At 68.4% G+C, this 23,774-nt stretch carries 23 protein-coding genes and 1 pseudogene; 4 read left to right on the forward strand and 20 right to left on the reverse strand.

What is annotated here, in order from left to right:
- The 7 genes and pseudogenes from ACIA5H_RS33390 to ACIA5H_RS33420 all read right to left on the reverse strand — a co-directional run.
- Nucleotides 1-218: pseudogene (locus tag ACIA5H_RS33390) on the reverse strand (histidine kinase); the annotation flags it as partial.
- A gap of 69 nt (nt 219-287) precedes the next feature.
- Nucleotides 288-944 carry a response regulator transcription factor gene (locus ACIA5H_RS33395; protein ID WP_355079413.1) on the reverse strand — a complete coding sequence of 219 codons (657 nt, stop codon included), beginning with the start codon at nt 942-944 and terminating at the stop codon, nt 288-290.
- 164 nt (nt 945-1,108) lie between these two features.
- Entirely contained in the window at nt 1,109-1,765 is a 657-nt protein-coding gene (locus ACIA5H_RS33400; RefSeq protein WP_364435374.1) for a DUF2267 domain-containing protein, read from the reverse strand.
- 150 nt (nt 1,766-1,915) lie between these two features.
- Nucleotides 1,916-2,800 (reverse strand): DUF302 domain-containing protein, encoded by an 885-nt coding sequence (locus ACIA5H_RS33405; RefSeq protein WP_397079897.1) that lies wholly within the window; start codon nt 2,798-2,800, stop codon nt 1,916-1,918.
- A gap of 59 nt (nt 2,801-2,859) precedes the next feature.
- Nucleotides 2,860-3,867: an Acg family FMN-binding oxidoreductase gene (locus ACIA5H_RS33410; RefSeq protein WP_397079899.1), complete on the reverse strand. Its 1,008-nt coding sequence runs from the start codon at nt 3,865-3,867 to the stop codon at nt 2,860-2,862.
- Nucleotides 3,868-3,988: 121 nt separating this feature from the next.
- Nucleotides 3,989-4,255 (reverse strand): hypothetical protein, encoded by a 267-nt coding sequence (locus ACIA5H_RS33415; RefSeq protein WP_379255935.1) that lies wholly within the window; start codon nt 4,253-4,255, stop codon nt 3,989-3,991.
- An 87-nt stretch (nt 4,256-4,342) separates the two neighbouring features.
- On the reverse strand, nt 4,343-5,338 hold the full coding sequence (locus ACIA5H_RS33420; RefSeq protein WP_355079404.1) for an Acg family FMN-binding oxidoreductase: 996 nt from the start codon (nt 5,336-5,338) through the stop codon (nt 4,343-4,345).
- A gap of 141 nt (nt 5,339-5,479) precedes the next feature.
- Here ACIA5H_RS33420 and otsB point away from each other — a divergent pair, with 141 nt between their 5' ends.
- A complete protein-coding gene (otsB, locus tag ACIA5H_RS33425; protein ID WP_397079903.1) occupies nt 5,480-9,460 on the forward strand; it encodes a trehalose-phosphatase in 3,981 nt (1,326 codons plus the stop codon).
- Nucleotides 9,461-9,463: 3 nt separating this feature from the next.
- Here otsB and ACIA5H_RS33430 read toward each other — a convergent pair whose 3' ends face one another.
- Nucleotides 9,464-10,090, reverse strand: a complete 627-nt coding sequence (locus ACIA5H_RS33430) for a hypothetical protein (RefSeq protein ID WP_397079905.1) — start codon at nt 10,088-10,090, stop codon at nt 9,464-9,466.
- A 161-nt stretch (nt 10,091-10,251) separates the two neighbouring features.
- On the opposite strand from ACIA5H_RS33430, the gene ACIA5H_RS33435 reads away from it, so the two are divergent.
- Nucleotides 10,252-10,380, forward strand: coding sequence for a hypothetical protein (locus ACIA5H_RS33435; RefSeq protein ID WP_379255931.1), 129 nt, complete (start codon nt 10,252-10,254; stop codon nt 10,378-10,380).
- Between the two features lie 69 nt (nt 10,381-10,449).
- Here ACIA5H_RS33435 and ACIA5H_RS33440 read toward each other — a convergent pair whose 3' ends face one another.
- Nucleotides 10,450-11,412: an MBL fold metallo-hydrolase gene (locus ACIA5H_RS33440; protein WP_397079908.1), complete on the reverse strand. Its 963-nt coding sequence runs from the start codon at nt 11,410-11,412 to the stop codon at nt 10,450-10,452.
- 148 nt (nt 11,413-11,560) lie between these two features.
- Here ACIA5H_RS33440 and phoU point away from each other — a divergent pair, with 148 nt between their 5' ends.
- Entirely contained in the window at nt 11,561-12,226 is a 666-nt protein-coding gene (gene phoU, locus ACIA5H_RS33445) for a phosphate signaling complex protein PhoU (RefSeq protein ID WP_379255928.1), read from the forward strand.
- A 118-nt stretch (nt 12,227-12,344) separates the two neighbouring features.
- On the opposite strand, the gene katG is transcribed toward phoU, so the two are convergent.
- The 7 genes from katG to ACIA5H_RS33480 all read right to left on the reverse strand — a co-directional run bounded on the left by katG (nt 12,345) and on the right by ACIA5H_RS33480 (nt 18,736).
- Nucleotides 12,345-14,576: a catalase/peroxidase HPI gene (gene katG, locus ACIA5H_RS33450; protein WP_379255926.1), complete on the reverse strand. Its 2,232-nt coding sequence runs from the start codon at nt 14,574-14,576 to the stop codon at nt 12,345-12,347.
- A gap of 35 nt (nt 14,577-14,611) precedes the next feature.
- Nucleotides 14,612-15,055: a Fur family transcriptional regulator gene (locus ACIA5H_RS33455; RefSeq protein WP_355079392.1), complete on the reverse strand. Its 444-nt coding sequence runs from the start codon at nt 15,053-15,055 to the stop codon at nt 14,612-14,614.
- Between the two features lie 234 nt (nt 15,056-15,289).
- The gene (locus ACIA5H_RS33460; RefSeq protein ID WP_355079390.1) at nt 15,290-16,459 is read right to left on the reverse strand and encodes a zinc-dependent alcohol dehydrogenase; all 1,170 of its coding nucleotides are present in this window, start codon (nt 16,457-16,459) and stop codon (nt 15,290-15,292) included.
- A 12-nt stretch (nt 16,460-16,471) separates the two neighbouring features.
- Nucleotides 16,472-16,987: a hypothetical protein gene (locus ACIA5H_RS33465; RefSeq protein ID WP_379255924.1), complete on the reverse strand. Its 516-nt coding sequence runs from the start codon at nt 16,985-16,987 to the stop codon at nt 16,472-16,474.
- 193 nt (nt 16,988-17,180) lie between these two features.
- Entirely contained in the window at nt 17,181-17,942 is a 762-nt protein-coding gene (locus tag ACIA5H_RS33470) for an enoyl-CoA hydratase (protein WP_379255923.1), read from the reverse strand.
- A 135-nt stretch (nt 17,943-18,077) separates the two neighbouring features.
- Nucleotides 18,078-18,482, reverse strand: coding sequence for a glycoside hydrolase family 19 protein (locus ACIA5H_RS33475; RefSeq protein ID WP_379255922.1), 405 nt, complete (start codon nt 18,480-18,482; stop codon nt 18,078-18,080).
- The gene (locus ACIA5H_RS33480; protein WP_379255920.1) at nt 18,464-18,736 is read right to left on the reverse strand and encodes a hypothetical protein; all 273 of its coding nucleotides are present in this window, start codon (nt 18,734-18,736) and stop codon (nt 18,464-18,466) included. Before ACIA5H_RS33480 ends, ACIA5H_RS33475 begins: the two co-directional genes overlap by 19 nt.
- A gap of 193 nt (nt 18,737-18,929) precedes the next feature.
- On the opposite strand from ACIA5H_RS33480, the gene ACIA5H_RS33485 reads away from it, so the two are divergent.
- Entirely contained in the window at nt 18,930-20,462 is a 1,533-nt protein-coding gene (locus tag ACIA5H_RS33485; RefSeq protein ID WP_397079914.1) for an FAD-dependent oxidoreductase, read from the forward strand.
- A 67-nt stretch (nt 20,463-20,529) separates the two neighbouring features.
- Here the strand turns inward: ACIA5H_RS33485 and ACIA5H_RS33490 are convergent, their stop codons facing one another.
- The 4 genes from ACIA5H_RS33490 to ACIA5H_RS33505 form a co-directional block, all read right to left on the reverse strand.
- On the reverse strand, nt 20,530-21,204 hold the full coding sequence (locus tag ACIA5H_RS33490; protein ID WP_397079916.1) for a hypothetical protein: 675 nt from the start codon (nt 21,202-21,204) through the stop codon (nt 20,530-20,532).
- 312 nt (nt 21,205-21,516) lie between these two features.
- Complete coding sequence (locus tag ACIA5H_RS33495; RefSeq protein WP_379255914.1) at nt 21,517-21,771, reverse strand: hypothetical protein; 255 nt, start codon at nt 21,769-21,771, stop codon at nt 21,517-21,519.
- Nucleotides 21,772-21,825: 54 nt separating this feature from the next.
- The gene (locus tag ACIA5H_RS33500) at nt 21,826-23,049 is read right to left on the reverse strand and encodes an oxygenase MpaB family protein (protein ID WP_397079918.1); all 1,224 of its coding nucleotides are present in this window, start codon (nt 23,047-23,049) and stop codon (nt 21,826-21,828) included.
- A complete protein-coding gene (locus ACIA5H_RS33505; RefSeq protein WP_356968474.1) occupies nt 23,000-23,662 on the reverse strand; it encodes a TetR/AcrR family transcriptional regulator in 663 nt (220 codons plus the stop codon). The genes ACIA5H_RS33500 and ACIA5H_RS33505 overlap by 50 nt, the downstream gene beginning before the upstream one ends.
- Between the last annotated feature and the right edge of the window lie 112 nt (nt 23,663-23,774).

Below are 23,774 nucleotides of genomic sequence, written 5' to 3' on the forward strand. Positions count from 1 at the left end.
CGATTGAGGTCGAGGCCGGAGGTGACGGTGAGCATGGCCTCGACCAAGCCGTCCATGCGGTCACGGGCATCGATGATCTGCTCGATGCGATCCTTTACCTCGCCGAGCAGTTCGCGCAGCCGCAGTTGGGAAAGCGTGTCCCGCACGGAGTAGGGGTCGGCCGACGCGTAATCAGTCGTATGCGTCCCTGAAACGCCGTCAGCGCGGCTTCTCGCCATGGCTCAAGAATATTTCACCCGGTTCCGGAAATGAACGCCACCGCCGAGTGGATATGGACACGCCACCGGTCAGGAGTCGATGGTGGAGCCGGACGGCCGGGACCGGAGTTTGGAGGCGTAGACCGCGGCCTGGGTGCGCCGTTCCAGGCCGAGTTTGGCGAGCAGGCGGGATACGTAGTTCTTCACCGTCTTCTCGGCGAGGAACATGCGCTGAGCGATCTGGCGGTTGGTCAGTCCTTCACCGAGGAGGTCGAGCAGTTTGCGTTCCTGATCGGTGAGTCCGGCCAGGGGGCCGTCGTGGTGGGTGTTCGCGCGTAGTCGTTGCATCAAGGCGGCGGCGGCGCGATTGTCGAGCAGGGAGCGCCCCGCGCCGACTTCCTTGATGGCTTTGGCCAGCTCCATGCCCTTGATGTCCTTGACGACGTAGCCGCTGGCCCCGGCCAGGATCGCGTCCAGCATCGCCTGTTCGTCGGTGAACGAGGTCAGGATCAAGCAGCGCAGATCGTCGAGCTTGGACAGCAGGTCACGGCAGAGCTCGATCCCGTTGCCATCGGGCAGGCGCACGTCGAGAACGGCGACGTCCGGCCGGAGTGCGGGAATGCGGGCTAGGGCCTGGGCGACGTCGCCTGCTTCGCCGATCACGGTGAGTTCCGGGTCGTCGGAAAGCAGGTCGGCGAGGCCGCGGCGGACGATCTCATGGTCGTCGACCAGAAACACCGTGATCATCGAGTGTCCAATCCGGGAGCGGGGGTGGGGTCGACACTACGCATCGGGCAGGCCGCTCGGTACGGGCCAAAGTCCCTTCCTGCGTGGCGACGGGACTCCCGCGGTGCGACGCACCCCGCTGGGAAGTATTCGGTAGGGCCGGTCGCGGAGCTGCCCGGCAGCGATCAGGTCGGCGCCTCCGAGCGGGTGAGGCCTTCGGCGATCAGGATCCGGTGGGCTTGCTGCGCGGCGGAGACCTGCGCGCTGTCGGGCGGTTCGCCGCCGGAAAGACTTTCCAGGCTGCGGGCGAGCACCGCCACCGCGTCGGTGAGTGCGCGTAGCCGGCCGTCCAACTCGTCGAGACGAGACGATTCCGGTCGCGTGACCGGAGTGGCGTCCTGCTGCAAGGTGCCCGCGAGGTCGGCTCCGCGCAGGACGGCCCGCAGATCTTCGGGCAACAGCGCGAACACGTGATCGAGCTGGCCGGGCGAGAACAGATCGGCCAGCGCGTCGGTCACCGCACCCGCGAGAGCGTAGGCCTCGTCTCGGGAGACGCCTGCTTCCAATGCGAACTGATCGAGGAAGGAGGGCACGTCGTGCGGGAAAGGAACGTGTGCGGGCACCCAGCCCTCGTAGAAGATCCCGCGCAGCAGTTCGGGCAGCTGGGCGCTCAGGTGCGCGGCCGCGTTGACACCGATGCGGTCACGCACCGTGTGCAGCCAGGCGCGCAGTGCGCGGTGCGCGAATGCCCGGTCTTCGGTGGCGAGTTCGTCGGTCAGAGTGCGCAGCCACTCGTGCGCGGTGTGCACCGCGGGTGCGAGGGGGTCGCGGTGGTAGCTCATGACGTGTGCCTTTCACGGATGAAATCGTGGTCGTCGAGGTGCGATATCCACGAGACTGCTCGTCCGAGCCGGGACCGGTGAGAGGACTCCTACCCGCACTGACGGGACCATGGTCACCCCGGATGCCGGATCGCCGTGGACGCGACGTGATCACGTCCGCGCGGGCGACGAATCGCGGAGGATCGCCAATGCGGCGGCGAGCCGCCGCCGCAGCTCGCCCGCGACGGACCGCAGCCCCGGCTGCGCGGTGACGCAGACCAGCAGTTCCGGATCGGCGACCTCGACCTGTGTGCCGGTGTCGGTCGAGCGCACCACGAGACCGCACGAGAACATCGCCCCGGCGTGGCGGTCGGCCGACAGCGCCCGGTAGGTCAGCTGGGGGTCGCAGACGCCCAGCAGCAGATAGTTCTCGATCTGTTCGCCGATCGTCTCGCGCAGCGTGGCCTGTAGGTCGACTTCGGCGATCACCGCCAGTTCCGCACCGCGCAAGGCATCCCTGGTTCTGCGCACCGCCTCCTCGAAGGGGGCGTCGAGGTGCACCGCCACGGTGGCGGCGGGAGCAACCGGCAACCGGATCTCGGTGAGCAGACGCCGGGCGTCGGTGACCTCGTCCGGGCCGATGAGGTAGGCCTCGGTGGGGGGACCGATCGGCCGGTAGCCGCTGTCGCGCAGCCATTCCTGGAGCGCCTGATACGCGGCGGCGAGGTCGCGGTAGCTGCCGCGGTGGCAGGTGCGAGCGACGAGAGTTCCCGGCAGGACGACCACTTGCGCGCCGGAGCTGGGCCCGAGGTTGGGTGCGGGCTCCACCGCGACGCCGAATTCCACCGCGGCCGCTTCGCCTTCGAGTGTGCCGTCGCGGAAGGTGATCGTCGGCGCGCCGCTGGCGACCAAACCGGCCTGCTGCACGACGCGGGTCACTTCCCGCATTCCCTCCGCGATGTCCTCGCCGAGCAAACCTGGGTCGGGACGAAGCCTGCGTGCCATCCGCAGCACCGTTTCCGGTGCGGACTCGACCAGGGCGATCCGGTATTCCACCGCGTCCTCCTCGATTCGTCGTGCTGTGGGCGCGGGCCGCCCTTCGGGTGTCGGTGGGCTCAGCGGGAGCCGGTGACGGTGAAGACGTCGGTGACCGGGCGCCGGGGAGTCTGCGGGACCATGTCGGCGTCGTCGGGCGCGGTGCCGACACGGAGCAGCACCTGAGGCGTCGCCGGACGGGGAACCAGGCCGGCGAGCAGTCCCCGGGTCGTCGGCAGTTCGGTGACATGGGTGAGCGCGCAGGTCGCCAGACCCGCGGCGGTGCATTCCAGCAGCACGGCCGACAGCGCCTCGCCGGTGCGCAACCAGCGTGTCACCGAATCCCCGTCGGTGCCGAGCAGAACCAGCCGCGCGCGATCGTCGAGCCGGGCCCGTCGCATCGAACGCGGCGCCGGGGGGAACGCGCGCCCGACACCGACCCGGGCGAATTCCGCGTCGGACACCAGCGCGGAGGCCGGCACGCCTTCGAGCGTCTCCGAATGCCCGGCCCACCATTCCAATTCGGTCTGATACAGCAAGTCCTGGCGGCGCAGCGCACCGATCTGTTCCGAAGCGGCGGCGAGCCGAGGCCGGGCGCTGTCGTCCAAGACGTCGAGTTCCACCTCGTGCGGGGAGGTGAGCATCCGCAGCCGGGGCAGCAGGCCTGCGAAGCGCTGCGGTTCGAGCATCGGCAGCCGGTCGGTGCGGCGCCGGTCGATGACGCGTGCTCGGGTGTGGATCCCCTCGGGCGGGTCGGTCCACGGCCGGAATTCGATCACGGCGAGATGGTCGGGTCGCTGCCGATCCGGCACGCGCACCGTGTCGGTGTGCCAGCCTTGGTCGGCGAAGGCGGTTCGCGCGTGATGCAGGACGGCTCCGCAGCTGATCACCAGCTGGCGGCCGTGCGGGTCGGTCGAGGGCAGCAGCCGGTCGGCGTCGGTGTAGAGGTGCAGGCGGGTTCCGTCGAACACCCACCGCCACGGCTGGGTGTTGTGCACCGACGGCGCCCGGGTGGCCAGCCGCAACGCAGCCAGCATCACCCGATGCTCGGGTACCGATATGGCGGGTGCTTCGTCGTTCGCGGTCATGGTTCGAGTCTTCGCGGGATCGTCCGGGGCGGATACGGGCGTTCCGCCCGCGACGCAGGGTCCTTGGTCACCGTCGCCCGCCGATCCGGCGCGAGGCCGCCGTGACCTTCCGCGCGGCGTTCTACTCCTCGGTGTCCGCCACCCCGGCACGCAGGATCGTCACGCCCCACCACAACAGCCGCAGCGCGAGACCGGCATAGATCAGCACCGCCAGATACACCAGGTCCGCGCCGTAGTCGCGCGCCCAATCGGGCAGCAACAGGACGAGCGCAACGAGCATCCCGATCAGCATGATCGAAGCGAGCACCACCGCGGGAACCGCCAGCGGCACCGAGTCCGGGTCCGGAGTTCCGTCGGATGGACGTGGAGATATACGACGGAGTGACATAGCACACAGCCTGCTCGGGGGGCGGGTGCGAGGGGAGGGTACTGCTGCCCGTAGAGCGGGGGCGAAGGTCCCGATATCGATGTGGCCTCAGTCCACCTCGCCCTGTGGACCGGACATCTCGAGGATCTCCGAGAGTGGACGGCGCGGCGTCAGTGGAGCGTCCTGCGCGGATTCGGGTGCCGAGCCGACCCGGACCAGCACCTGCGGCAAGCCGAAACCACCGGTCAGCGTGCGGACCAGCGCGCGGCTCTGCGGGACTTCGGTCAGGTGGGTCAGCGGACAGGTCGCGTACCCCGCGAGGGTGCACTCCAGCAGCACCGTGGACAGCACCTCACCGCAGTGCACCACGTCGTCGGGGGTGTCGCTGTCGGTGGAGAGGACCAGGATCACCGAATGGTCGTCGGCGACCTCACCGCGCCGGTCACCGGAGACGGTGGGGAACTTGCGGCCCACGCTCACCCGCTGCCGTTCCTGCTCGGAGATCAGTGACTCCTTGGGGACACCGGCGTCGGCGACGACGTGCCCCGTCCACCATTGCAATTCGGCGTGGTAATCCGGGTCGTAGCGGCGCAGCGACGCGGTCATCTCCGAGGCGCGGGCCAACGTGGGGCGGCTGTCGTCGTGCAGGACGTTCAGCGTGGCGTCGGCGGGATCGAACGTGCTGCGCAGCACGGTTTCGAAATCGGGCCATCCGGGCGGTGCCGCGAACGGCAGCCGGTCGGTGTGCCTGCGCAGGATGGCGTCGGCGCGGGCGCGGTCGGCGTCGGTCACGAAATGCGCCCGGTGGAACGTCATGGTGGCGAGATGATTGCGACGATTCGGGTTGGGGAAATGGGCGACGAGGGTGCGCCAACCGGCAGCGGACATGGCCGCGCGGAGATGGCCCAGCGCGACACCGCAGCTGATCAGCATCTGACGACCGGTGGTGTCGGTCGCCGGGAGGCGGCGTTCGGGTACCGCGAACAGCCGCAGCGCTTGGCCGTCGAACGTCCAGTGCCAGGGCTGGCTGTTGTGCAGCGACGGCGCCCGGCCGGCGAGGAGGACGGCCTTCTCGATGGTTTCTCCGGTGGGTAGCTCGTTCATATGGCCGACGGTAGGTCCCCCATGCCGATGGGAAAACAGTCGTTGGTCCCGGATCTCGTCGCTGGTGGCCCCCACGTCAGTCCGTTGTTGCGGACTTTCGTCCCTGGACGGGACACCGGCGGCTCGGTCAGGCTTGAAGTCGTGGGCAACGGTGTGCGGGCGACGCCGCGGATCGATTCGCGCCGCCACGACGCGGTGATCTTCGACATGGACGGGGTGGTGACCGACAGCGCGTCGATGCACGCCGCGGCGTGGACGGAATTGTTCGACGACTTCCTCACCCGGCGTCCCGCCGGTGCCGGACAGGACCGGTCGCCGTTCACCGAAACCGACTACCTCCGCTTCGTCGACGGCAAGCCACGCTATCGCGGCGTGGCGGACTTCCTCGCGGCGCGAGGTATCGCGTTGCCCTGGGGTACCGCCGCCGATCCGGAGACGGCCGAAACCGTATGTGGGCTCGGAAACCGCAAGGATCGCCTGTTCCGCGAGCGCGTCGCACGTGACGGTGTCCGGGTGTTCCCGTCGACCGTCGACCTCGTTCGTCGTCTGACGGCCGCGGGCATCGGCACGGGCATCTTCTCCGCCAGCCGGCATTGCGCGCAGGTGCTCACGGCCGCCGGTGTCGCGGACCTGTTCACGGTGCGGGTGGACGGGAACGATGCCGAGGAATTGGGCCTGGCGGGGAAGCCCGATCCGGCGATGTTGCTCGAGGCCGCGCGCCGACTCGGGGCCGGACCGGACCGGACGGTTGTGGTCGAGGATGCCGAGGCGGGCGTCGCCGCCGGTCGCAGTGGGGGCTTCGCGCTGGTCATCGGTGTCGATCGGCGGGCGAACGCGGATGGGCTGCTGGCGCGGGGAGCCGACGTCGTCGTCGATGACCTCGCTCGGGTGCGGTTGCGTGGGGGCTTCCGGCGGATGTCGGAGCTGCCGGACGTCGAGGAGGGCTGGCCTCGGATAGCCGACCGTCTGAGCACCGAGAAAGTCGCGGTGCTGCTCGACTTCGACGGCACCGTCGCGGATATCGTCGCCGATCCGAATGCCGCCGAACCGGTCGCGGGCGTGGCGGCCGCATTGCGGAAGCTGGCAGCGGAATGCCCCGTCGCGGTCGTCAGCGGACGCGATCTCGCCGATTTACGTGCCCGCGTCGGCGTCGGCGGAATCTGGTACGCGGGCAGTCACGGCTTCGATCTGGTGGCCCCGGACGGCACCGGGCACGTGCACGACGCCGCACCCGGCGCCGAGGAGGCGCTCGCCGCGGCGGCCGGTGAACTTCGGCGTCGCCTGCGGGATGTCCCCGGAATCCTGGTGGAGCACAAGCGGTTCGCGGTCGCCGTTCACTACCGCAACGTCACGGCGGAACACGTCGGGGGAGTGGTCGCCGCGGTGCACGAGGCAGGGCACACGGCGGGTTTGCGCGTCACCCACGGCAGGCGTGTCGCCGAGCTGCGTCCGGATGTGGACTGGGACAAGGGCGCCGCGGTGCGGTGGATTCTCGACCATCTCACCGTCCCGGTGCTGCCGGTCTATCTCGGCGACGATCTGACCGACGAGGACGCGTTCGATGCCGTCGAAGCGGATGGGCTCGCCATCGTGGTGCGCCACGGGGAGACCGGCGACAGGCACACCGCCGCCAGGTACGCGATCGACGGGCCGCATCGGGTCCGCGACTTCCTCGATCGGCTGGCCCGCAGCCTGCGACCCGATACCGTCGCGGCCGCGCCGGAGTCGTGGACACTCGACTTCGATGGATACGACCCGGCCCGAGAGAAGCTTCGGGAGTCACTGTGCACGGTCGGCAACGGTTATTTCGCCACCCGCGGTGCGGCGCCGGAATGCGGGGCGGGAGCGGTCCACTACCCGGGTACTTATGTGGGCGGGGTGTACAACCGGCTCTCCGACACGATCACCGGCCACGTGGTCGACAACGAAAGTCTGGTCAATCTGCCGAATTGGCTCCCGCTGACCTTCCGGATCGAACGCGGCCCCTGGTTCGACATCGATACCGCGGATTTGCTGGATTACCGGCAGCAGCTGGATCTGCGCCGCGCCGAACTCGTGCGGCGGTTCCGTTTTCGCGATCCGTCGGGTCGGATCACCGCGGTGACGCAACGCCGGTTCGCCGCCATGCATCGTCCGCACTCGGGCGCGATGACGACGACGATCACCGCCGAGAACTGGTCGGGCGAACTGACCATCCGCTCGGCGATCGATGGATCCGTGCGCAATCAGTTGGTGCAGCGGTATTGGGACCTGTCCGACACCCACCTGGTGACCGAACACGCCGTCCACCTGTCCGCGAGATCGGTGCTGCTCTCCGCGCGGACCTGCGCCTCGAGAACGCCGGTGGCCGTCGCGACGCGCAGCGGTCTGCGACGCGGCGGGGAGCCCATCGACCCGGCATGCGAAGCGATCCACGAGGACGGCCTGATCGGGCACGATTTCTCGGTTCCGGTCACCAGCGGGGACGCGGTGACCGTGGAGAAGATCGTCGCCGTGTTCACCGGACGTGACCCGGCCACGGCGGGACCCGACGAGGAAGCCGCGCGCTGGATCGACGCGGTCGACAGCTACGCGGATCTGTTCGAGGGACACGCGGTGGCGTGGGAGCATCTGTGGGCGCGGCTGCGGATCGACCTGGACGGTGCCCAGGACGCGACGCGCATCGTGCGCCTGCACCTGTTGCACCTGATGCAGACCTTGTCACCGAACACCACGAACATGGATGTGGGCGTGCCCGCGCGCGGCCTGCACGGTGAGGCCTATCGCGGTCATGTGTTCTGGGACGAGCTGTTCGTCTTTCCCGTGCTGAATCCGCGGTTTCCCGAGCTGACCCGTTCTCTGCTGCGGTACCGCTATCGCCGGCTGCCCGAGGCCAGGCGAGCGGCCGCGGAAGCGGGACTCGCCGGGGCGATGTTCCCGTGGCAGTCCGGCAGTGACGGCCGTGAAGAAAGCCAGCGGATGCACCTGAATCCGCTGTCGAGACGCTGGAATCCGGATCCCAGCCGCCGTGCGCACCACATCGGGATCGCGATCGCCTACAACGTCTGGCAGTACTACCAGGCCACCGGCGACCTGGAGTTCCTCGTCGGATGCGGCGCGGAATTGCTGGTGGAGATCGCTCGTTTCTGGTCGAGCCTGGCGCGCTACGACGCCGAGCGCGACCGCTACACCATCCGTGGCGTGATCGGCCCGGACGAGTTCCATTCCGGCTATCCGGACGCGCCGGAGGCCGGTATCGACAACAACGCCTACACCAATGTGATGGCGGCCTGGGTGATCCTGCGGGCGATCGACGCGCTCGCTCTGCTGGCACCGCGCGAACGATCGGAGCTGCTGGAGAAGCTGTCGGTGCGACCGTCGGAATCGGAGCACTGGTCCGTTGTCGCTCGGCGAATGTACGTCCCGTTCCACGACGGAGTCATCAGCCAGTTCGAGGGATACGAGCGACTGGCCGAACTCGATTGGGATCACTACCGTCGTCGATACGGCAACATCCAGCGGCTGGACCGGCTACTCGAGGCCGAGGGCGACGACGTCAACCGCTATCGGGCCGCCAAACAAGCCGATGTCCTGATGCTGTTCTATCTACTGTCGGCCGACGAACTCCGGGAACTGCTGGGACATCTCGGATACGAACTGCCCGGCGAGATGATTCCGCGGACCATCGACTACTACCTGTCGCGCACGTCGCACGGCTCGACGCTCAGCGCGCTGGTGCATTCGTGGGTGCTGGCGCGGGCCAACCGGGAGCGCGTCGTGGAGTTCTTCGATCTGGTGCTCGGCTCCGACGTCGCCGATATCCAGGGCGGAACCACCGCGGAGGGGATTCACCTCGCCGCGATGGCGGGCAGCGTCGATCTGCTGCAACGGTGTTTCACCGGTATGGAACTGCGCCGCGACCGCCTGGTGTTCTGCCCGTATTGGCCGGAGTCCTTGGGCGCCTTGTCGTTTCCGATGATCTATCGCGGCCATCGGCTGACCGTGCGCGTCAGCGGCGATGGCGTCGAGATCGGCTCGGATCCCGGCGCGTCACCGCCGATCGAGGTCACCTGCCGGGACCAGACCGCGCGGCTCGAGGCGGGAGCGACGGTCCGGCTGCCGATGAACTCGGTGAGCGAGTGATGATCACCGGCTCTTCCGCCGGTGCGGCGGCACCGCTCGCCCGCGGTCGTCAGCCGGAGCTGCCCATTGGTCGAGTCGTTGATCTCGTGCGTCGTTCCGGTGCCGGCAATCCGGGTGCGAGATCCGGTCCAGTTCGGTATGGGCGATGCGCGCGGCCCAGGCACGGGCGCGTTCCAGCTCTCCTGGCCCGAGCGGGCCGGTCGAGTCTTCGAGGAGGAAATCCATCGGGTCGTCGGCGAGGGAATAGCCCAAACGTCGTAGTCGTTTTCCGATGCCGCGTGCGGTCGATCCGGACAGCCACGACTGACCGGCCGGTTTGGTGGCGAACGCGATGGCAGTGTGACCCCGCGGAACGGGCAGTGCCGCTTCGAGCCACTCCCGGACACCGATGTCGGCGATCGGCGCATCAATTCGCTTGGCGGCGTCGCGGCGGGTACGCCGACGGCTGAGCCGGAAGGTGCGGGTCGGTCCGCCGACCACGAGCAGATGCACCTTCGGAGCGGGCACTTCGGCGGCCGCGGCCACCGGCACGACTTCGACGTCGGCGTGCTCGCGCAGCCCTTCCGCGATGGCTTCCGCGACCGCCGCGGTGTTGCCGAACATCGATTCGTAGACGACTCGTGCGCGCATGGCTGGCTCCTCCGCACCGCGCCTCGCCGAACGCGGGTACCACGGACGCTATGCGGCGTGAAAGACCGCGCACAGAGTCGAACCGACACTTGCCGAGGGACCTTGGCCCCGTCCTCGGCGTGTGATCGGGCGGGTTCGGAGACCGCGGATCAGAAACCGACGTGAGCTGGCTGCTCGATTGGGCGAAGGAATACTGGTGGAGTTTCCTGGTCCGGGCTATGAGCCTCGATCATGGCTCGCTGCCGACCGCCTCGAAGCTGCCCGCCCTCGTCGATCGCGTCAGGAGATGAGCGAGGTACACCGCCTGGTGACCGGCGCGGCGCCGATCGAGCCCGCCGGGGCGGCGGACGGCCGCGCGGTTATCGATGCGCCCATCTTTTCGCCGCGGTGTGGTCGTGGGTGGGAACGACCTCGACGTCCGCGGGCAGGCGGTGCAGGCGGTGGATCGCCGCGAACGCGGCGGATCGGTCGTGGTCGACGAGAAGCCCTGGCAGCGGGGGTTTCTCGCGCAGGAGCCGGATCTGCTCCCGCCGCCAGACGGCGTCGCCCGCCAACAGGACGGTGCCCCCGTCCGCTACCGCGAGAACGAGCCCGATGCTGCCGGGGGTGTGCCCGGAGAGGTCCACCGCCAGCACCGAGCCGTCGCCGAAGAGGTCGTGGCTGCGGGAAAAGGTGAGTACGGGGGGCCCGTCGAGGTCGAAGGACGGCGTCGGTCGTGAGCCGAGCGACTCCGCGACGCCCATGGGGGCCGTCTCGGGGTTCGTCGCCCATCCCAATTCGGCCGTGGTCACCCGCAACGCGAGGGATGCCGGCAGGTCGAGCAGTCCGGCCACGTGGTCCCAGTGGATGTGCGTCGCGATAGCGAAGTCGACTGCGTCCACGGGGACAGCTGACATCGCGAGCGAATCAGCTAGGCCGACAAGCGATTTACGTGGAGCGACGAGATCGCGATACGGGCGGCGCAGCTGCGGCAGGACTCGGGCGTGTACGTCGGCGCACATCGCCGGATCGACCACGAAACGAGCCTGTGGGTGTTCGACCAGAAAACTGGTCATAGCGATCGCTACCGAGGGCGGCCGCAACGCTCCTTCGATCACCCCGTAGGCCGGAGCGGGCCGCACACCATGGATGAGCGCGGTCAGCCGGACCCTGGCTCGCGCCCGGGGCAATCCCGCGTCGGTGAGCGTGTCGAGCAACTCCGTGTCGCGACGTCGCGGCTGTAGCGTGCGCCACGGCATCGACATCCCGGCGGCGCAACACGACCACCACGTCGCGGCGGTACCGGTCCGCGCCGTCAACGGCCCCGCTGATGGCAGATCCACACCGGCCCCTTCCAGCCCGACCGGCAAGGGCGCGGCCGACGAACAGGTTTCTCAGGCAAACCACGATGTTAACTCAGGTTCCGGCAGTCGACCGGTGCGCGATCGCGGACCCGCAGCGCGCCGGCGGGATGCGCGCGATGATGGAGGGGTGCGCACCCGCTTCCACGATCACCTCGAGCAGCTCGCCGACCACTTGCGAGCGATGTGCGTGCGCAATCGGGAGGCCATCGCGATGGCCACCGACGCCCTTCTCGGCGCGGATCTGGAGCTGGCCGAACGCACCATCGACTACTGCGCCGAAACCGCCGCGATGCGCGAGGACGCCGAGCACGCCGCGGTCACCCTTCTCGCCCTCGAAGCTCCCGTCGCGGGAGAACTGCGGCAGGTGGTGACGGCGCTGCAATTGGTCGATGACCTCACCCGGATGAGCGCGCTGACCGAGCACATCGCCGACGCCGCCAGACGCAGGCATCCCGCCGACGTGGTCCCCGAACCGGTGCGAGATCTGATGACCCACATGGGTGCGGCGGCCGTCGACCTCGCCGACGCCGCGGTCGGTGTGCTGACCACCGCCGACCCCGGCGACGCCGCGGACCTCGACGCTCGCGACGACACCATGGACGATCTACACCGCGCGCTGCTGGCGGCGATCCTGGCCGAAGGATGGGACAACGGCACCGCGGCCGCGGTCGACGTCACTCTGCTCGGCCGCTATTACGAACGCTTCGGCGACCACGCCGTCGAGGTGGGCCGCCGCACCCTGTACATGACCACCGGGCGCCGCCCGGACGACGAGGTCGCACAATCGCTATAGGACCGCGAATCATGGGTGCGCGGAACGGAATTCGTTGCGCTCGACGGTCCATCGGACGGCGGGTGACGAGACGATCCAGGCCGGCCACGAAGGACCGGCCTGAATCGTCGAATATCGATCAGGCGAGATCGAACCGGTCGTTTTCGACCACCTTGACCCACGCCGCGACGAAGTCGTCGACGAACTTCGCCTTCGCGTCGTCCTGCGCGTACACCTCGGCCACCGCCCGCAGCACGGAGTGCGATCCGAAGATGAGGTCGTTGGCCGTCGCCGTCCACTTCGCCGCACCGGAGGCGCGGTCGAAGCCTTCGTAGACGTTCTCCGCCGACTCCGACGCCTTCCACTCGGTGTTCTGGTCGAGCAGGTTGACGAAGAAGTCGTTCGTCAGCACGCCCGGCCGGTCGGTGAACACACCGTGGTCGGTGCCGCCGTAGTTGGCGCCCAGAGCGCGCAGACCACCGATGAGCACCGTCAGCTCCGGAGCCGTCACGTCCAGCATGTACGCCCGGTCGAGCAGCAGGCGCTCCAGCGGAGCCTTCTCGCCGGTCCGCGTGTAGTTGCGGAACCCGTCGGCCCGCGGTTCGAGCACCGCGAACGACTCGACGTCGGTGTTCTCCTGGGTGGCGTCCGTGCGTCCGGGTGCGAACGGCACCGTGACATCGTGGCCCGCGTCCTTGGCGGCCTTCTCGATCGCCGCGGACCCGGCCAGGATGATCAGGTCGGCGAGCGAGACCTTCTTGCCGCCGGAGGCCGAACCGTTGAAGTTCTGCTGGATCTGCTCCAGCACCGGCAGCACCTTCGCCAGCTCGTCCGGCTCGTTGACTTCCCAGTTCTTCTGCGGCTCGAGCCGGATCCGGGCACCGTTGGCGCCACCGCGCTTGTCGGTGCTGCGGTAGCTGGCTGCCGAGGCCCAGGCGGTCTTGACCAGCTGCGCGACCGACAGGCCGGACTCGAGCACCTTGCTCTTCAGCTCCGCGATGTCCTGCTCATCGATCAACTCGTGATCGACGGCGGGAACGGGATCCTGCCACAGCTGCGGCTCGGGAACCCAGGGGCCGAGGTAGCGGCTGATCGGGCCCATGTCGCGGTGCAGGAGCTTGTACCACGCCTTGGCGAACGCCTCGGCCAGCTCCTCGGGGTGATCGAGCCAGCGCCGGGTGATCTCCCGGTAGATCGGGTCTTCGCGCAGCGACAGGTCCGTGGTCAGCATGGTCGGCGTACGCGCGGGTCCGTCGAACGGATCCGGGATCGCGCCCTCGCCCGCACCGTCCTTCGGCTTCCACTGCCAGGCCCCGGCGGGGCTCTTGGTCAGCTCCCATTCGTAGCCGTACAGGTTCTGCAGGAAGCCGTTGCCCCACTTGGTCGGGGTGGCGGTCCAGACGACCTCCAGGCCGCTGGTGATGGCGTCCTTGCCCTTGCCGGTGCCGTAGGCGCTCTTCCAGCCCAGGCCCTGCTGTTCGATGGGAGCGCCTTCCGGTTCGGCGCCGACCAGGCTTGCATCGCCCGCACCGTGGGTCTTGCCGAAGCTGTGGCCGCCGACGATCAGCGCGGCGGTCTCCTCGTCGTTCATCGCCATGCGGCCGAACGTCTCGCGGATGTCGCGCGCGGCGGCCACGGGATCCGGCTGACCGTTGGGCCCTTCGGGATTCACATAGATCAGGCCCATCTGGACGGCGCCGAGCGGGTTGGCCAGCTCGCGGTCACCGCTGTAGCGCTCGTCGCCGAGCCAGGTGTCCTCCGGACCCCAGAAGACCTCCTCCGCCTCCCAGATGTCCGGACGGCCGAAGCCGAAGCCGAAGGTCTTGAACCCCATCGACTCGAGGGCCACGTTGCCCGCGAACACCAGCAGGTCGGCCCACGAGATCTTGCTGCCGTACTTCTGCTTGACCGGCCACAGCAGCCGGCGCGCCTTGTCCAGGTTGGCGTTGTCCGGCCAGCTGTTCAGCGGCGCGAAACGCTGCGCGCCCTGACCGCCGCCGCCGCGGCCGTCGGAGATGCGGTAGGTGCCCGCGGCGTGCCAGCTCATCCGGATGAACAGGCCGCCGTAGTGGCCGTAGTCGGCGGGCCACCAGTCCTGCGAATTGGTCAGGACCGCCGCGACGTCGGCCTTGAGGGCGTCGACGTCGAGCTTCTTGAATTCTTCTGGGTAGTTGAAGTCCTCTCCGAGCGGGTTGGACTTGGACGTATGGGCGTGCAGCACCGAGACATCGATCTGCTCCGGCCACCAGTCCTTGTTGCTGCGGGGGCGGTGGTCCGTCTTCGCGGTGGGCGACGGGATCGCCGGGTTCTCGCTCTCGCTCGCGCTCTGCGTCTTGGTGTCAGGATTGGGCGGGCGGCTATCGGATGACACAGCATTCCTTCCTGAATGAGTGATGTGGGCTGCGATCACGAATGTGATCGGGAAGCCTGTGATTCCACACAATCGGGGCACAGGCCCCAGTAGATGACCTCGGCTTCATCGATCGAGAAGCCGCTGTCATCGGACGCGGTCAGACACGGGGCCTCGCCGATGGCGCAGTCGACATCGGCGATCACCCCGCATCCTCGGCATACGACGTGATGGTGGTTGTCGCCGACCCGCGATTCGTAGCGGGCGACGGACCCGGACGGCTGGATACGCCGGACCAGGCCGGTGGCGGTGAGTGCGTTCAAGGAGTCGTAGACCGTTTGGTGGGACACCTCGGGCAGCGCGGATCGAACAGCGCGGATGATCGACTCCGTGTCGGCGTGCGGGTGGTCGTGGACCGCGCTGAGCACCGCGACCCGCGGGCGGGTCACACGGAGCGAAACTCCTCGCAGCATCTGCTGGAACTCCGAGGCCGTTGGCATGCTCGGAAGTCTCGTCCGTTTTCTGGAACGAGTCAAGAGTTTGTTCGGAAGTTGCGCGGTACGGGTCGCGCGGAGGCCGCCCCGGAGGGGTCATCGGGCAGCGTACCCACTGCCGCGCAGAGCACGTGGGCGTTTGCGGCGATTCGATCGAGCCGACGAGGCGCGGATGATCCGGCTACCGGATCGGATGAGCAACCAGTGAGCTATCTCGGCGCTGCGGCCCCATGGGCCCGCTCAGGGCCGGAAAACGGAGCGGATGCAGCCTTCCTTTTTGTGCTTGAAGATGTCGTAGCCGTATACCGCGTCATCGAGCGGCATGTCGTGGGTGATCAGGTAGGAGGGGTCGAGATCGCCCTGTTGGATGTAATCGAACATGCGGGGTACGAACCGCTGTCCGTATTGCTGTGCCGTGCGGATGGTGAGGCCCTTATTCGTCACGACGCCCATGGGGAATTTGTCGGTGAGACCGTATACGCCGAGCACCGAGACGATGCCGCCTTTCCGGCACGCGAGAATCGCTTCGCGCAGCGGTGTCGCGCGATCCGATTCCAGCCGGAGCAACTGTTTGGCCCGATCGTAGAGTTGCTGGAGTCCGGTGCCGTGTCCTTCCATCCCGACGGCCTCGATGCAGGCGTCGGGCCCGCGGCCACCGGTACTTTCGCGCAGGATCTCGTGGACGCTGTCGACGGCGGTGTAGTCGATGGTTTCCGCGCCGAACTGCTCTTCCGCCACGCGCAACCGCTCGGGAAGGCGGTCGATGACAAAGATCCGCTCGGCGTCGAGCAGGCGTGCCGTGTGCCCGGCCATCAACCCGACGCCGCCGCTGCCCCACACCGCGACGGTGTCGCCGGGGTGGATGTCGCAGAATTCGGCGCCCATCAGTCCCGTCGGCACGGCATCGGACAGGAACAATGCTTGTTCGTCGGTGATGCCGTCCGGTATCCGGAAACAGTTGGTGTCGCCGAAGGGAACACGGACATATTGCGCATGGGAACCCTGATAACCCCCGAAGGGATGGGTGTAACCGTAGATTCCGCCGGTCGGGTAGCCGAAAAGCGGTTGTTGCAGAGCGCTGTTCGGATTGGTGGTATCGCAAAGGGAATACAGTTCGTGGTCGCAATACCAGCACGATGCGCATCCGATGAAGGACGGGACCACGACACGGTCACCCACGGCGATCGAGGTGACTTCGGCTCCGGTTTCTACGACCTCGCCCATGAATTCGTGTCCGAAGACGTCGCCTTCCCGCATTCCCGGCAGATATCCGTCGATGAAGTGCAGATCGGACCCGCAGGTGGTGGTCAGGCGGACCTGGACGATGACATCGTGCGGATTGACCAGAACCGGATCGGGGACGGTTTCCACGGCGAGTTCGTTGACGCCGTTCCAGCAGAGCGCGTGCATGTCTCCTCCTGTTCACCGAGCGGAAGAGCGGGCGCTCGGATTGTGGGCCAGGGTGGGCATTTCGCCGGTCTGCAGCCGGGCTCGGGCTCGGTAGAGCGCGGTGAACATGCCCGCGCCGGTCAGCAGGTCGGGCAGCGGGGTCCGGGCTCGCATCGTCACTTCGGTCCCGAGATTCCGCGGTGCTTCCCGGAAGGTGAGTTCGATTTCGAGACCCTGGCCTGCGTCCTGGTCGGCGGAGCCGACGAACCGGAAGTGTCCGTCCTCCTCGCGCAGTGTGGTCTTCCAGGTCGTGTGTCCGTCGGCGCCCGCGTACAGCCTCCACTCGTAGGTCGACGGAGCCGGAGATCCGACCTCGGCGACGTCGCCCAGTACCTCGGACAGGCTCGTCGGGTCGCGCCAGAACTGCTCGACCTCGGCTCGTGGCCGGGCGATGGTCACGGTCTGGCTGCCCGAGTAGCTGGTCGCCGACTCGATCACCCGCCCCACGAGATCGCTGAGCAGGTGTTTGGTGTCATCGATGTAGTGCATAGGGCCCTCCTCTCGCTCTCCGTGGTCGCAGGGCACCCGGCACACACGAAGGGCCCCTGCGATCCGGATACGAACCATCGGCCGCAGAGTCGTGCGCTTCCTATGCGGTCTCGGAGCGGCTACCCGCCGCCGGAAACGCCAAACCGTTTCCGTCCCGCTTCGACGACCTCCGCCCACACCGCGCCGCCGCCGTTCATCTCGATCGGCCGATCTCGGCCTGCTTCGCCGCCAGGCGCGCGGCGAATTCCGGGGAGTCGAGGGAGGCGACCTGCGGCACGATCTCGGCGTCGACGGCATCGGCGTGGGCGTCGAGATTCGCGGTGTGGCGCATGGTGCGCTTGGTGGTGATGAGCAGATCGCGCGGCGCTTCGGCCGCGCCGGCGGCGAAGTCGATCGCTCCGGCGAGCAGCGCGTCGTGATCGCCGTCGATCACCCGGTGCGCCAATCCTGCGCTCAGCGCCGCCTGGGCGTCGAGGATCTCCCCGAACAGCGTCATCGCGGCGGCCCGTTGCGGTCCGACGGCGCGTTGCAGCATCCAGGTCATCCCGCCGCCGGGATGAAGGCCCAGCCGCAGGAATCGCGCGTCGAACCGCGCGCGGGGACCGGCGATCCTGACATCCGCGGCCAGCGCCAGATTGAGTCCCGCGCCGACGGCGGCGCCGCCGACCACCGCGATGGTGGGCAGTGCGCAGCGCGCGACCGCGAGGAATCCGTCGTAGATCACCCGCAGCCCCTCCTCGCGTGCCGCACCGAGCGCGCTCAGATCGGCCCCGGCGCAGAATGCGGGCGGGGTTCCGGTGACGAGCACCGCGTGCACGCCGGTATCGCGCTCGGCCTCGGCCACCGCGGCGGCCAGTTGTTCGGACAGCGCCGGTGTCAACGCGTTCCGCCGATCCGGGTCGTGCACGGTGATGACCGCGACCTTGTCCCGCCGCTCACTCCTGATCTCCGCCATGACCGGATCGTAGGCGCCGGGGACGGTCAGAAGACGCTCGGGACCGCGCACCGACTCGTGGAGCGCTCTGACCGCCGAACGGAGATCCATCGCCGAGCTCACCGGGTCCGCGGATGCGTGGCGAACAATTCGGGTTCATTCCGCGTCGAGTACCTTGCGGGCACGGTCGTAGTTCTCCTTGCGCTCCGAAGCGCCGTTGGAACCTCCGTTGATCGATCTGGTGATCGCGCCGACATCCGATTCGTCGGCCCGGTCGTTCAAATTCTTGGCGTCCCAGAACCACCCGGCGGTTGCGAAGGCGTACTTCGGATCGGCGGCCAGCTTGTGATCGCCGACGAGATCGACACCGAGGGCCTCGCCCGCCTCCCGGTAGTTGTTGCGACCGGTCAACTGCAACGCGCCACGGCCGTGGAAGCGGGCGCCGTCGCCGGGCTTGTTGTTGCCCAAGCTTCGGCCGACGCCGGAGCCGGGCCCGTAGAGGCGGTTGAAGTATTCGTCGTCACCGTATTCCTCGAGCGTTTTCAGGTCGTCGGTTTCCACCCCTCGGGGTGTCCGTTGCCGAGTTGGTCGACCATGAGATCCAAGGCGTTTCGAGTGAACTCGATGACTTCCCGCAGCGTGGCGGAGGCTTGTGGTGGGGCGATCAGACTCTCGATCTGTTTCCGGGTATCGGCGACCGCCGAAGACGCCTGCGGGGTCGGATCCGACCCGAGTACCTTGGCCGGTAGTGCGAGCAGACCGTATCGTGCCCGCCCCCAGGGATCCGCCTGCAACGGGTCGTAGGGGGAGCCCATGTCCACGATTCTCGCATGACCAGCGCAAACGTCCGCCATTCTCTCCCCAGCTGTGACAAGGCGGGTCTCACCCAGCGGGAAATATCCAGCGGGCGCTTCGAGTGTCTGTCGACTCCGGCGGTGACGACTCCGCGCAAGCGGCGTGCAAGCCGGTGCAAGTGCCGGGCAATGCTTGCGCCGCACCGTGTTTCGTATGAACGAGACACGTGAAGTGGTGGTGGTCGGCGCCGGGCCCGTCGGGCTCATGCTGGCTTGTGAGCTGCGGCTCGCGGGGGTGGATGTGCTCGTGGTGGAGCGTCTCGCCGAGCCGGACCGCACGATCAAAGCGGGGGCGATCAATGTGCCCACCGCTCAGGCCATGTACCGGCGCGGGCTGCTGCCGCAGCTGCGCGCCGAGCAGGACGCCGCATTCGACCGGTTCGCGCAGTTCCGTCGCGATGGCGGCATGCCGCCGATCGACCGGGGGCGGCGGCCGGCGGTGGGTCACTTCGCGGGCATCATGCTGAATTCGGACGCCGTCGACTTCGACGATCCGGAATTCGCCGAGGTCGGTCCGGCCGCCGAGGTCTTCCTGGTGGCCCAGCAGTCCGTCGAGGCGATACTGGGTGGCCGCGCTGCCGAACTCGGCGTGGAGGTCCGGCGCGGGGTGGAGGTCATCGGGCTGTCCGACGACGGCGCGGGTGTCACCGTCGATTGCGGTGACCGCAGGGTGCGCGCCGGCTGGCTGGTCGGCTGTGACGGCGGGCGCAGCACGGTCCGCAAGCTCGCCGGGTTCGAGTTCCCCGGCCTCGACCCGGAGATCACCGGCCATCAGGCGATCGTGGACATGACCGGAGCCGAGAACCTTCGAATGAGCTGGAATGCCACCGAAACCGGTATCTACGCCTATGGACCGATGCCCGGCCGCGTGCTCACCGTCGAACTGGACGGCCCGCCCGCCGACCGGGAGACCCCGGTGACGGCGGCCGAATTGCAGCAGAGCATCCGTGCCGTGAGCGGAGTCCCTGTGGTCGTCACCGCCGTGCATTCGGCCACCCGTTTCACCGACAACACCCGCCAGGTCCCCGATTACCGCAAGGGTCGGGTGCTGCTCGCCGGTGACGCCGCGCATGTGCACTCACCTTTCGGAGGTCAGGGCCTGAACCTCGGTATCGGCGACGCGGTGAATCTCGGCTGGAAGCTGGCCGCCGAAGTGCGCGGCTGGGCGCCCGGCGGTCTGCTCGACACCTACACCGCCGAACGTCATCCCATCGGCGCGTGGGTGCTGGATTGGACGCGCGCGCAGGTCGCTTTGATGCGCACCGATATCCGCAGCCGTGCCCTGCGCGCCGTCGCCGCCGAACTGCTCGCCTCGCGCGACGGCGCGACCGGCGTGTTCAAGAACATCTCCGGTGTTCGGCAGCGCTACGACATCGGCGGGGGGCACTCGCTCGTCGGATCGGTCGCTCCCGACATCGAATTGGCCGACGGCACCCGCCTCGGTGAGCATTTCACCGGCGCGGAGGGCATCCTACTCGACCTCGTCGATTCCGGCGACTTGCGATCCCGCGCCGCGGCATGGTCCGGGCGGGTGCGAGTCGTCACCGCGAAAGCCGCTCAGCCGCGCGAGCTTTCGGCGATTCTGGTTCGTCCCGACGGCTGTGTGGCGTGGGCTGCCGACGGTGGCGACCTGGACGGCCTCGAGGAATCGCTGGCCCGTTGGTTCGGTGCTCGCGCGCACACCTGAGTTCGCGCGGACCGCGCCGCACCCGGTGACGGTGACATCGCCGGGTCGGGTTCGGCGGGCGCTGCGGTCAGCTCAGCAGTCGCTGTTCCAGTTGCGCGAGGACGGCTCGGTTGCGTTGCGCGTCCAGGGCAAGGGCTGCCGCCCAGACGTGCGCCGAGATGACTCCGGTCTGGACTCGGTCGATCCAGTCGTGAATGGTGCTGCGCCGATCGAGGGTGTCGCTGTCGAAGGTGATCGGTTCGAGCTCCGGCAGATGCACGTAGCGCAGCTGGGTGATCTCCCTTCCGCGGGCGTCGAAGATGCTGGCGGCCCACACTTCCTCGGTGGTGGAGGATTCTTCCGGCCCGTCCGGCGATGAGGTGATCGGGTCGGGCTGGTTGTCGATCCCGTGCACGACGGCGTCCGCGGCGGCCTGGTGGGCCAGCCCGAATCCCCACAGGCGGCCGTTCATACCCGCCATCATCCGCCCGGCGATGTCCAGGATGGGAGAGCCCGCAACGGTGGGGGTGTCGTTGGGCGAGAATTCCGCGAAGCCCGCCGCGCTCGCGCTGTCGTCCTCGCCGGTGCCGGTGAAACCCCAGATGTGGACGAGGCCGATGTCGGTGGTCGGCGCACCGCTGCGGCGCGTGATCATGGCGGGCAGCAGGATGTCGATGACGGATCGAGCCGGATACCGAATCGCCGGTACGGTGTCCGGACGACGTGAGTTGTTGTTGCGCTTGGGGTTCCGGCGGCCGCACATAGAACTTCTCCGTCGAAGTGTGGTTTCGGACAAGGCGTCGATCCGGTGGTGCTCAGCGTTGTCAGTGTAGATAGATCGACCGGTGACGTTGTCGACAACAGCGCATACTCGTCCGCGTCGCATGTTCGAACCCACGGCCTCTGCTACCGCGCTCGGTTCACCGTCTCGCCGACTGCCGCGGGTTGTTCGTCCAGGTCGGCGCTGCGGCGGGCCGGCTCCCCGCCGTGTGTGCTCGGACCCGCGCGGGCGGCGTCGGCATCAGGACGTGTTGACAAGCGTGAACCCAGCGGCGGCAGCCTTTCCCGGGCGGCGTCAGCCGCAAAGCCGTTCGTCGGGCCTCGAGCGGGTGATCGAGAGGTCCCGTCGGGCTATCCCAGGGGCGTGGTCGTGGATCGGGCGAATCGCGTCGACTTCGAGGAACCGCACTTCTCGTACTTCGTCGAGCAATCCGGCCAGCCGCCGCAGCACCTGTTCCACCAACAGCCCGGGATGCGGTCCGGTGCCGAACCGCAAGGCCGCCAGCACGTTCCGCAGCTGCGGGCCGAAGGCATCGCCGGTGACCTTCATGTCGGCGACCGGTTGTCCGGCAGCGCCGGCGGGGTCGCGCTGCCGGATCGGCGGTCAGGCGGTGCGATCCAGCCGCGGCGCGGAATGCCCTATCGTGGCGCTGGTTTCGCCGATGAGGCGCCGCAGGAAGGCTTCCTGCTGCTCGCGTCCGTGGATGGCGGCGCGGTCGAGGCCGCCGGGAGTCAGGTGGGTGTAGGCGGTGCGCACGAGGTTGACGGGGATGCGCAGCGCGGGGTACCAGGGCGGGACATAGGCGGGCAAGCCGAGGATACGCATCGCCTTGGGTCCGAGGAAGGCGCTGCTGACGGACAGGTGCTGGGCGCGGGCGAGCCGGCCGCGCAGCGTGGGCAGGTTGGGATAGGACCAGTTCAGTGGATCATCGGCCATAGGTAGGGCGAGCTGGCGGCTGGTCTCGTCGGGATTGGTGATGGCGGTCAGGCAGTGGTCGAGGATGGCGATGCCGTCGCGGAAGCTGGTGGGCAGCCATTGCTCTTCGACGCCGATCAGCCAGCCGACGTAGCGGGTGAGGTGGGCGGCGGCGGCCAGCTCACGGGGGGAGAGGATGACGCCGAGCGCCATGCCGCCGACGACGGGTGCGAGCAGGGCGCCGACCAGGGTGGCGGCCATGTCGGTCTGGTTGATCGGCAGGCCCCATTCCTCGGTGCGCCAGTCGGGCATGGCGGCGACGTGCCTGCGGACCAGCGAGTGGATGAGGCGCACGTGCAGGGTGGAGCGGTAGCCGACACCGTAACGGTCCATGCCGTTCTCGATGGACACGTCCATCGCCCATTGCAGGGTCTCGGCGAACCGGCGGGCGGGGCCTTTCTCCAGGGCGCCGGTGCGCAGCAGGGTCTTGTTGAAGCCGGAGGCCAGATAGCCGCCGATGAAGGAGACGTCACGGGCGAAATACAGCCCGTCGTTGCCGCCGGAACGGAACACACGCTCGCCGTCGCGCAACAACTTCGGGTCGACCCAGGCGGGGGTGTCCTCGACGGCGGTGAAGAACTCGCGCAGCGGCGCGGGCGCGCCGGGGATGCTGTCGATGCCCGACCGGAGTGCCTGCTCGAACAACGGCCGCGTGACGGCCATGCCTTCGGTGTACATCCACTCGACGAGGCTGTCCATCGGCTCGTCGCCGACGAGCAACGAGGCGCCGAGCAGCTGCCAGCGCTGTGGGGAGGGTTTCCCGATGCGCAGCAGCGCGGCGAACGGGCCCAGGCCGGGCGCCTTACGAGGCCGATCGGGATGCCGGGCCGGGATTGTCGCGGACGTCGTCATGGGTGGGCTCCTCGTCAGGGCGGGTGATGCCGTGTTTCATCAAAGGCACGATGGTGGTGCGGACAAAGGCGCGGGCGCGGTCGTCGTCGGTGAAGTCGACGCTGCCGCCGCCGGGGGTGAGCATCAGCGAGTGGGCCAGGCGGGCGACGAGTTCGGCCACCGGGCGCGGGTCGTACTCGTCGACGAGGCCCGCGGACTGGGCATGAGTGAGCATGCCGACGATGTACTCGATGCCGATGGACACCAGGCGTTCGCCCTGCACGGTGGAGAAGCGCAACGCTTCGTCCGGGGCGACCCGCAGCAGCTGGGTGACCAGGCGGTGGATGCGGGTCTGCAAGAGGACGTACAGCATGGTGTCCTCGATCTGGGCGTCCACGCCGGTGGCGGTGGCGGCGATCGCGGTCACCTCCGCGAGCATGCGCCGGGTCTCGCGGGCCAGTACCGCTTGGATCAGGTTGTCCTTGCCCGCGAACCGGCGGTGGATGGTGATCCGGCTGAGCTCGGCCATGCGGGCGATGTCCTCCAGGCTGGCCCGGCGGATCCCGACCTGCAGGATGCGTTCGAGCGCGGCGTCCATGATCCGTTCGTCGACGCCGTCGGAACCCTCGCTCATGATACAAACATACAAAGACTGTGTCATTGAGTCAATGATTCGAAGAATGCGGCCGCGACACCGGTCGCGTTCGTCGCCGCGCCATGTTTGTCGCTCCCGTATCACCCGCCAC

It is taken from the genome of Nocardia sp. NPDC051900, from assembly GCF_044452545.1.
Classification (GTDB): Bacteria; Actinomycetota; Actinomycetes; order Mycobacteriales; family Mycobacteriaceae; genus Nocardia; species Nocardia sichangensis.

What these genes read in the sequence shown, in the direction of transcription:
- ACIA5H_RS33395 (WP_355079413.1), bottom strand. Translation starts at nt 944, where the DNA reads ATGATCACGGTGTTTCTGGTCGACGACCATGAGATCGTCCGCCGCGGC.
- ACIA5H_RS33400 (WP_364435374.1), bottom strand. Translation starts at nt 1,765, where the DNA reads ATGAGCTACCACCGCGACCCCCTCGCACCCGCGGTGCACACCGCGCAC.
- ACIA5H_RS33410 (WP_397079899.1), bottom strand. Translation starts at nt 3,867, where the DNA reads ATGACCGCGAACGACGAAGCACCCGCCATATCGGTACCCGAGCATCGG.
- ACIA5H_RS33415 (WP_379255935.1), bottom strand. Translation starts at nt 4,255, where the DNA reads ATGTCACTCCGTCGTATATCTCCACGTCCATCCGACGGAACTCCGGAC.
- ACIA5H_RS33420 (WP_355079404.1), bottom strand. Translation starts at nt 5,338, where the DNA reads ATGAACGAGCTACCCACCGGAGAAACCATCGAGAAGGCCGTCCTCCTC.
- ACIA5H_RS33430 (WP_397079905.1), bottom strand. Translation starts at nt 10,090, where the DNA reads ATGCGCGCACGAGTCGTCTACGAATCGATGTTCGGCAACACCGCGGCG.
- ACIA5H_RS33455 (WP_355079392.1), bottom strand. Translation starts at nt 15,055, where the DNA reads ATGCCAACGGCCTCGGAGTTCCAGCAGATGCTGCGAGGAGTTTCGCTC.
- ACIA5H_RS33460 (WP_355079390.1), bottom strand. Translation starts at nt 16,459, where the DNA reads ATGCACGCGCTCTGCTGGAACGGCGTCAACGAACTCGCCGTGGAAACC.
- ACIA5H_RS33465 (WP_379255924.1), bottom strand. Translation starts at nt 16,987, where the DNA reads ATGCACTACATCGATGACACCAAACACCTGCTCAGCGATCTCGTGGGG.
- ACIA5H_RS33470 (WP_379255923.1), bottom strand. Translation starts at nt 17,942, where the DNA reads ATGGCGGAGATCAGGAGTGAGCGGCGGGACAAGGTCGCGGTCATCACC.
- ACIA5H_RS33480 (WP_379255920.1), bottom strand. Translation starts at nt 18,736, where the DNA reads ATGGGCTCCCCCTACGACCCGTTGCAGGCGGATCCCTGGGGGCGGGCA.
- ACIA5H_RS33485 (WP_397079914.1), top strand. Translation starts at nt 18,930, where the DNA reads ATGAACGAGACACGTGAAGTGGTGGTGGTCGGCGCCGGGCCCGTCGGG.
- ACIA5H_RS33490 (WP_397079916.1), bottom strand. Translation starts at nt 21,204, where the DNA reads ATGTGCGGCCGCCGGAACCCCAAGCGCAACAACAACTCACGTCGTCCG.
- ACIA5H_RS33495 (WP_379255914.1), bottom strand. Translation starts at nt 21,771, where the DNA reads ATGAAGGTCACCGGCGATGCCTTCGGCCCGCAGCTGCGGAACGTGCTG.
- ACIA5H_RS33500 (WP_397079918.1), bottom strand. Translation starts at nt 23,049, where the DNA reads ATGACGACGTCCGCGACAATCCCGGCCCGGCATCCCGATCGGCCTCGT.
- ACIA5H_RS33505 (WP_356968474.1), bottom strand. Translation starts at nt 23,662, where the DNA reads ATGAGCGAGGGTTCCGACGGCGTCGACGAACGGATCATGGACGCCGCG.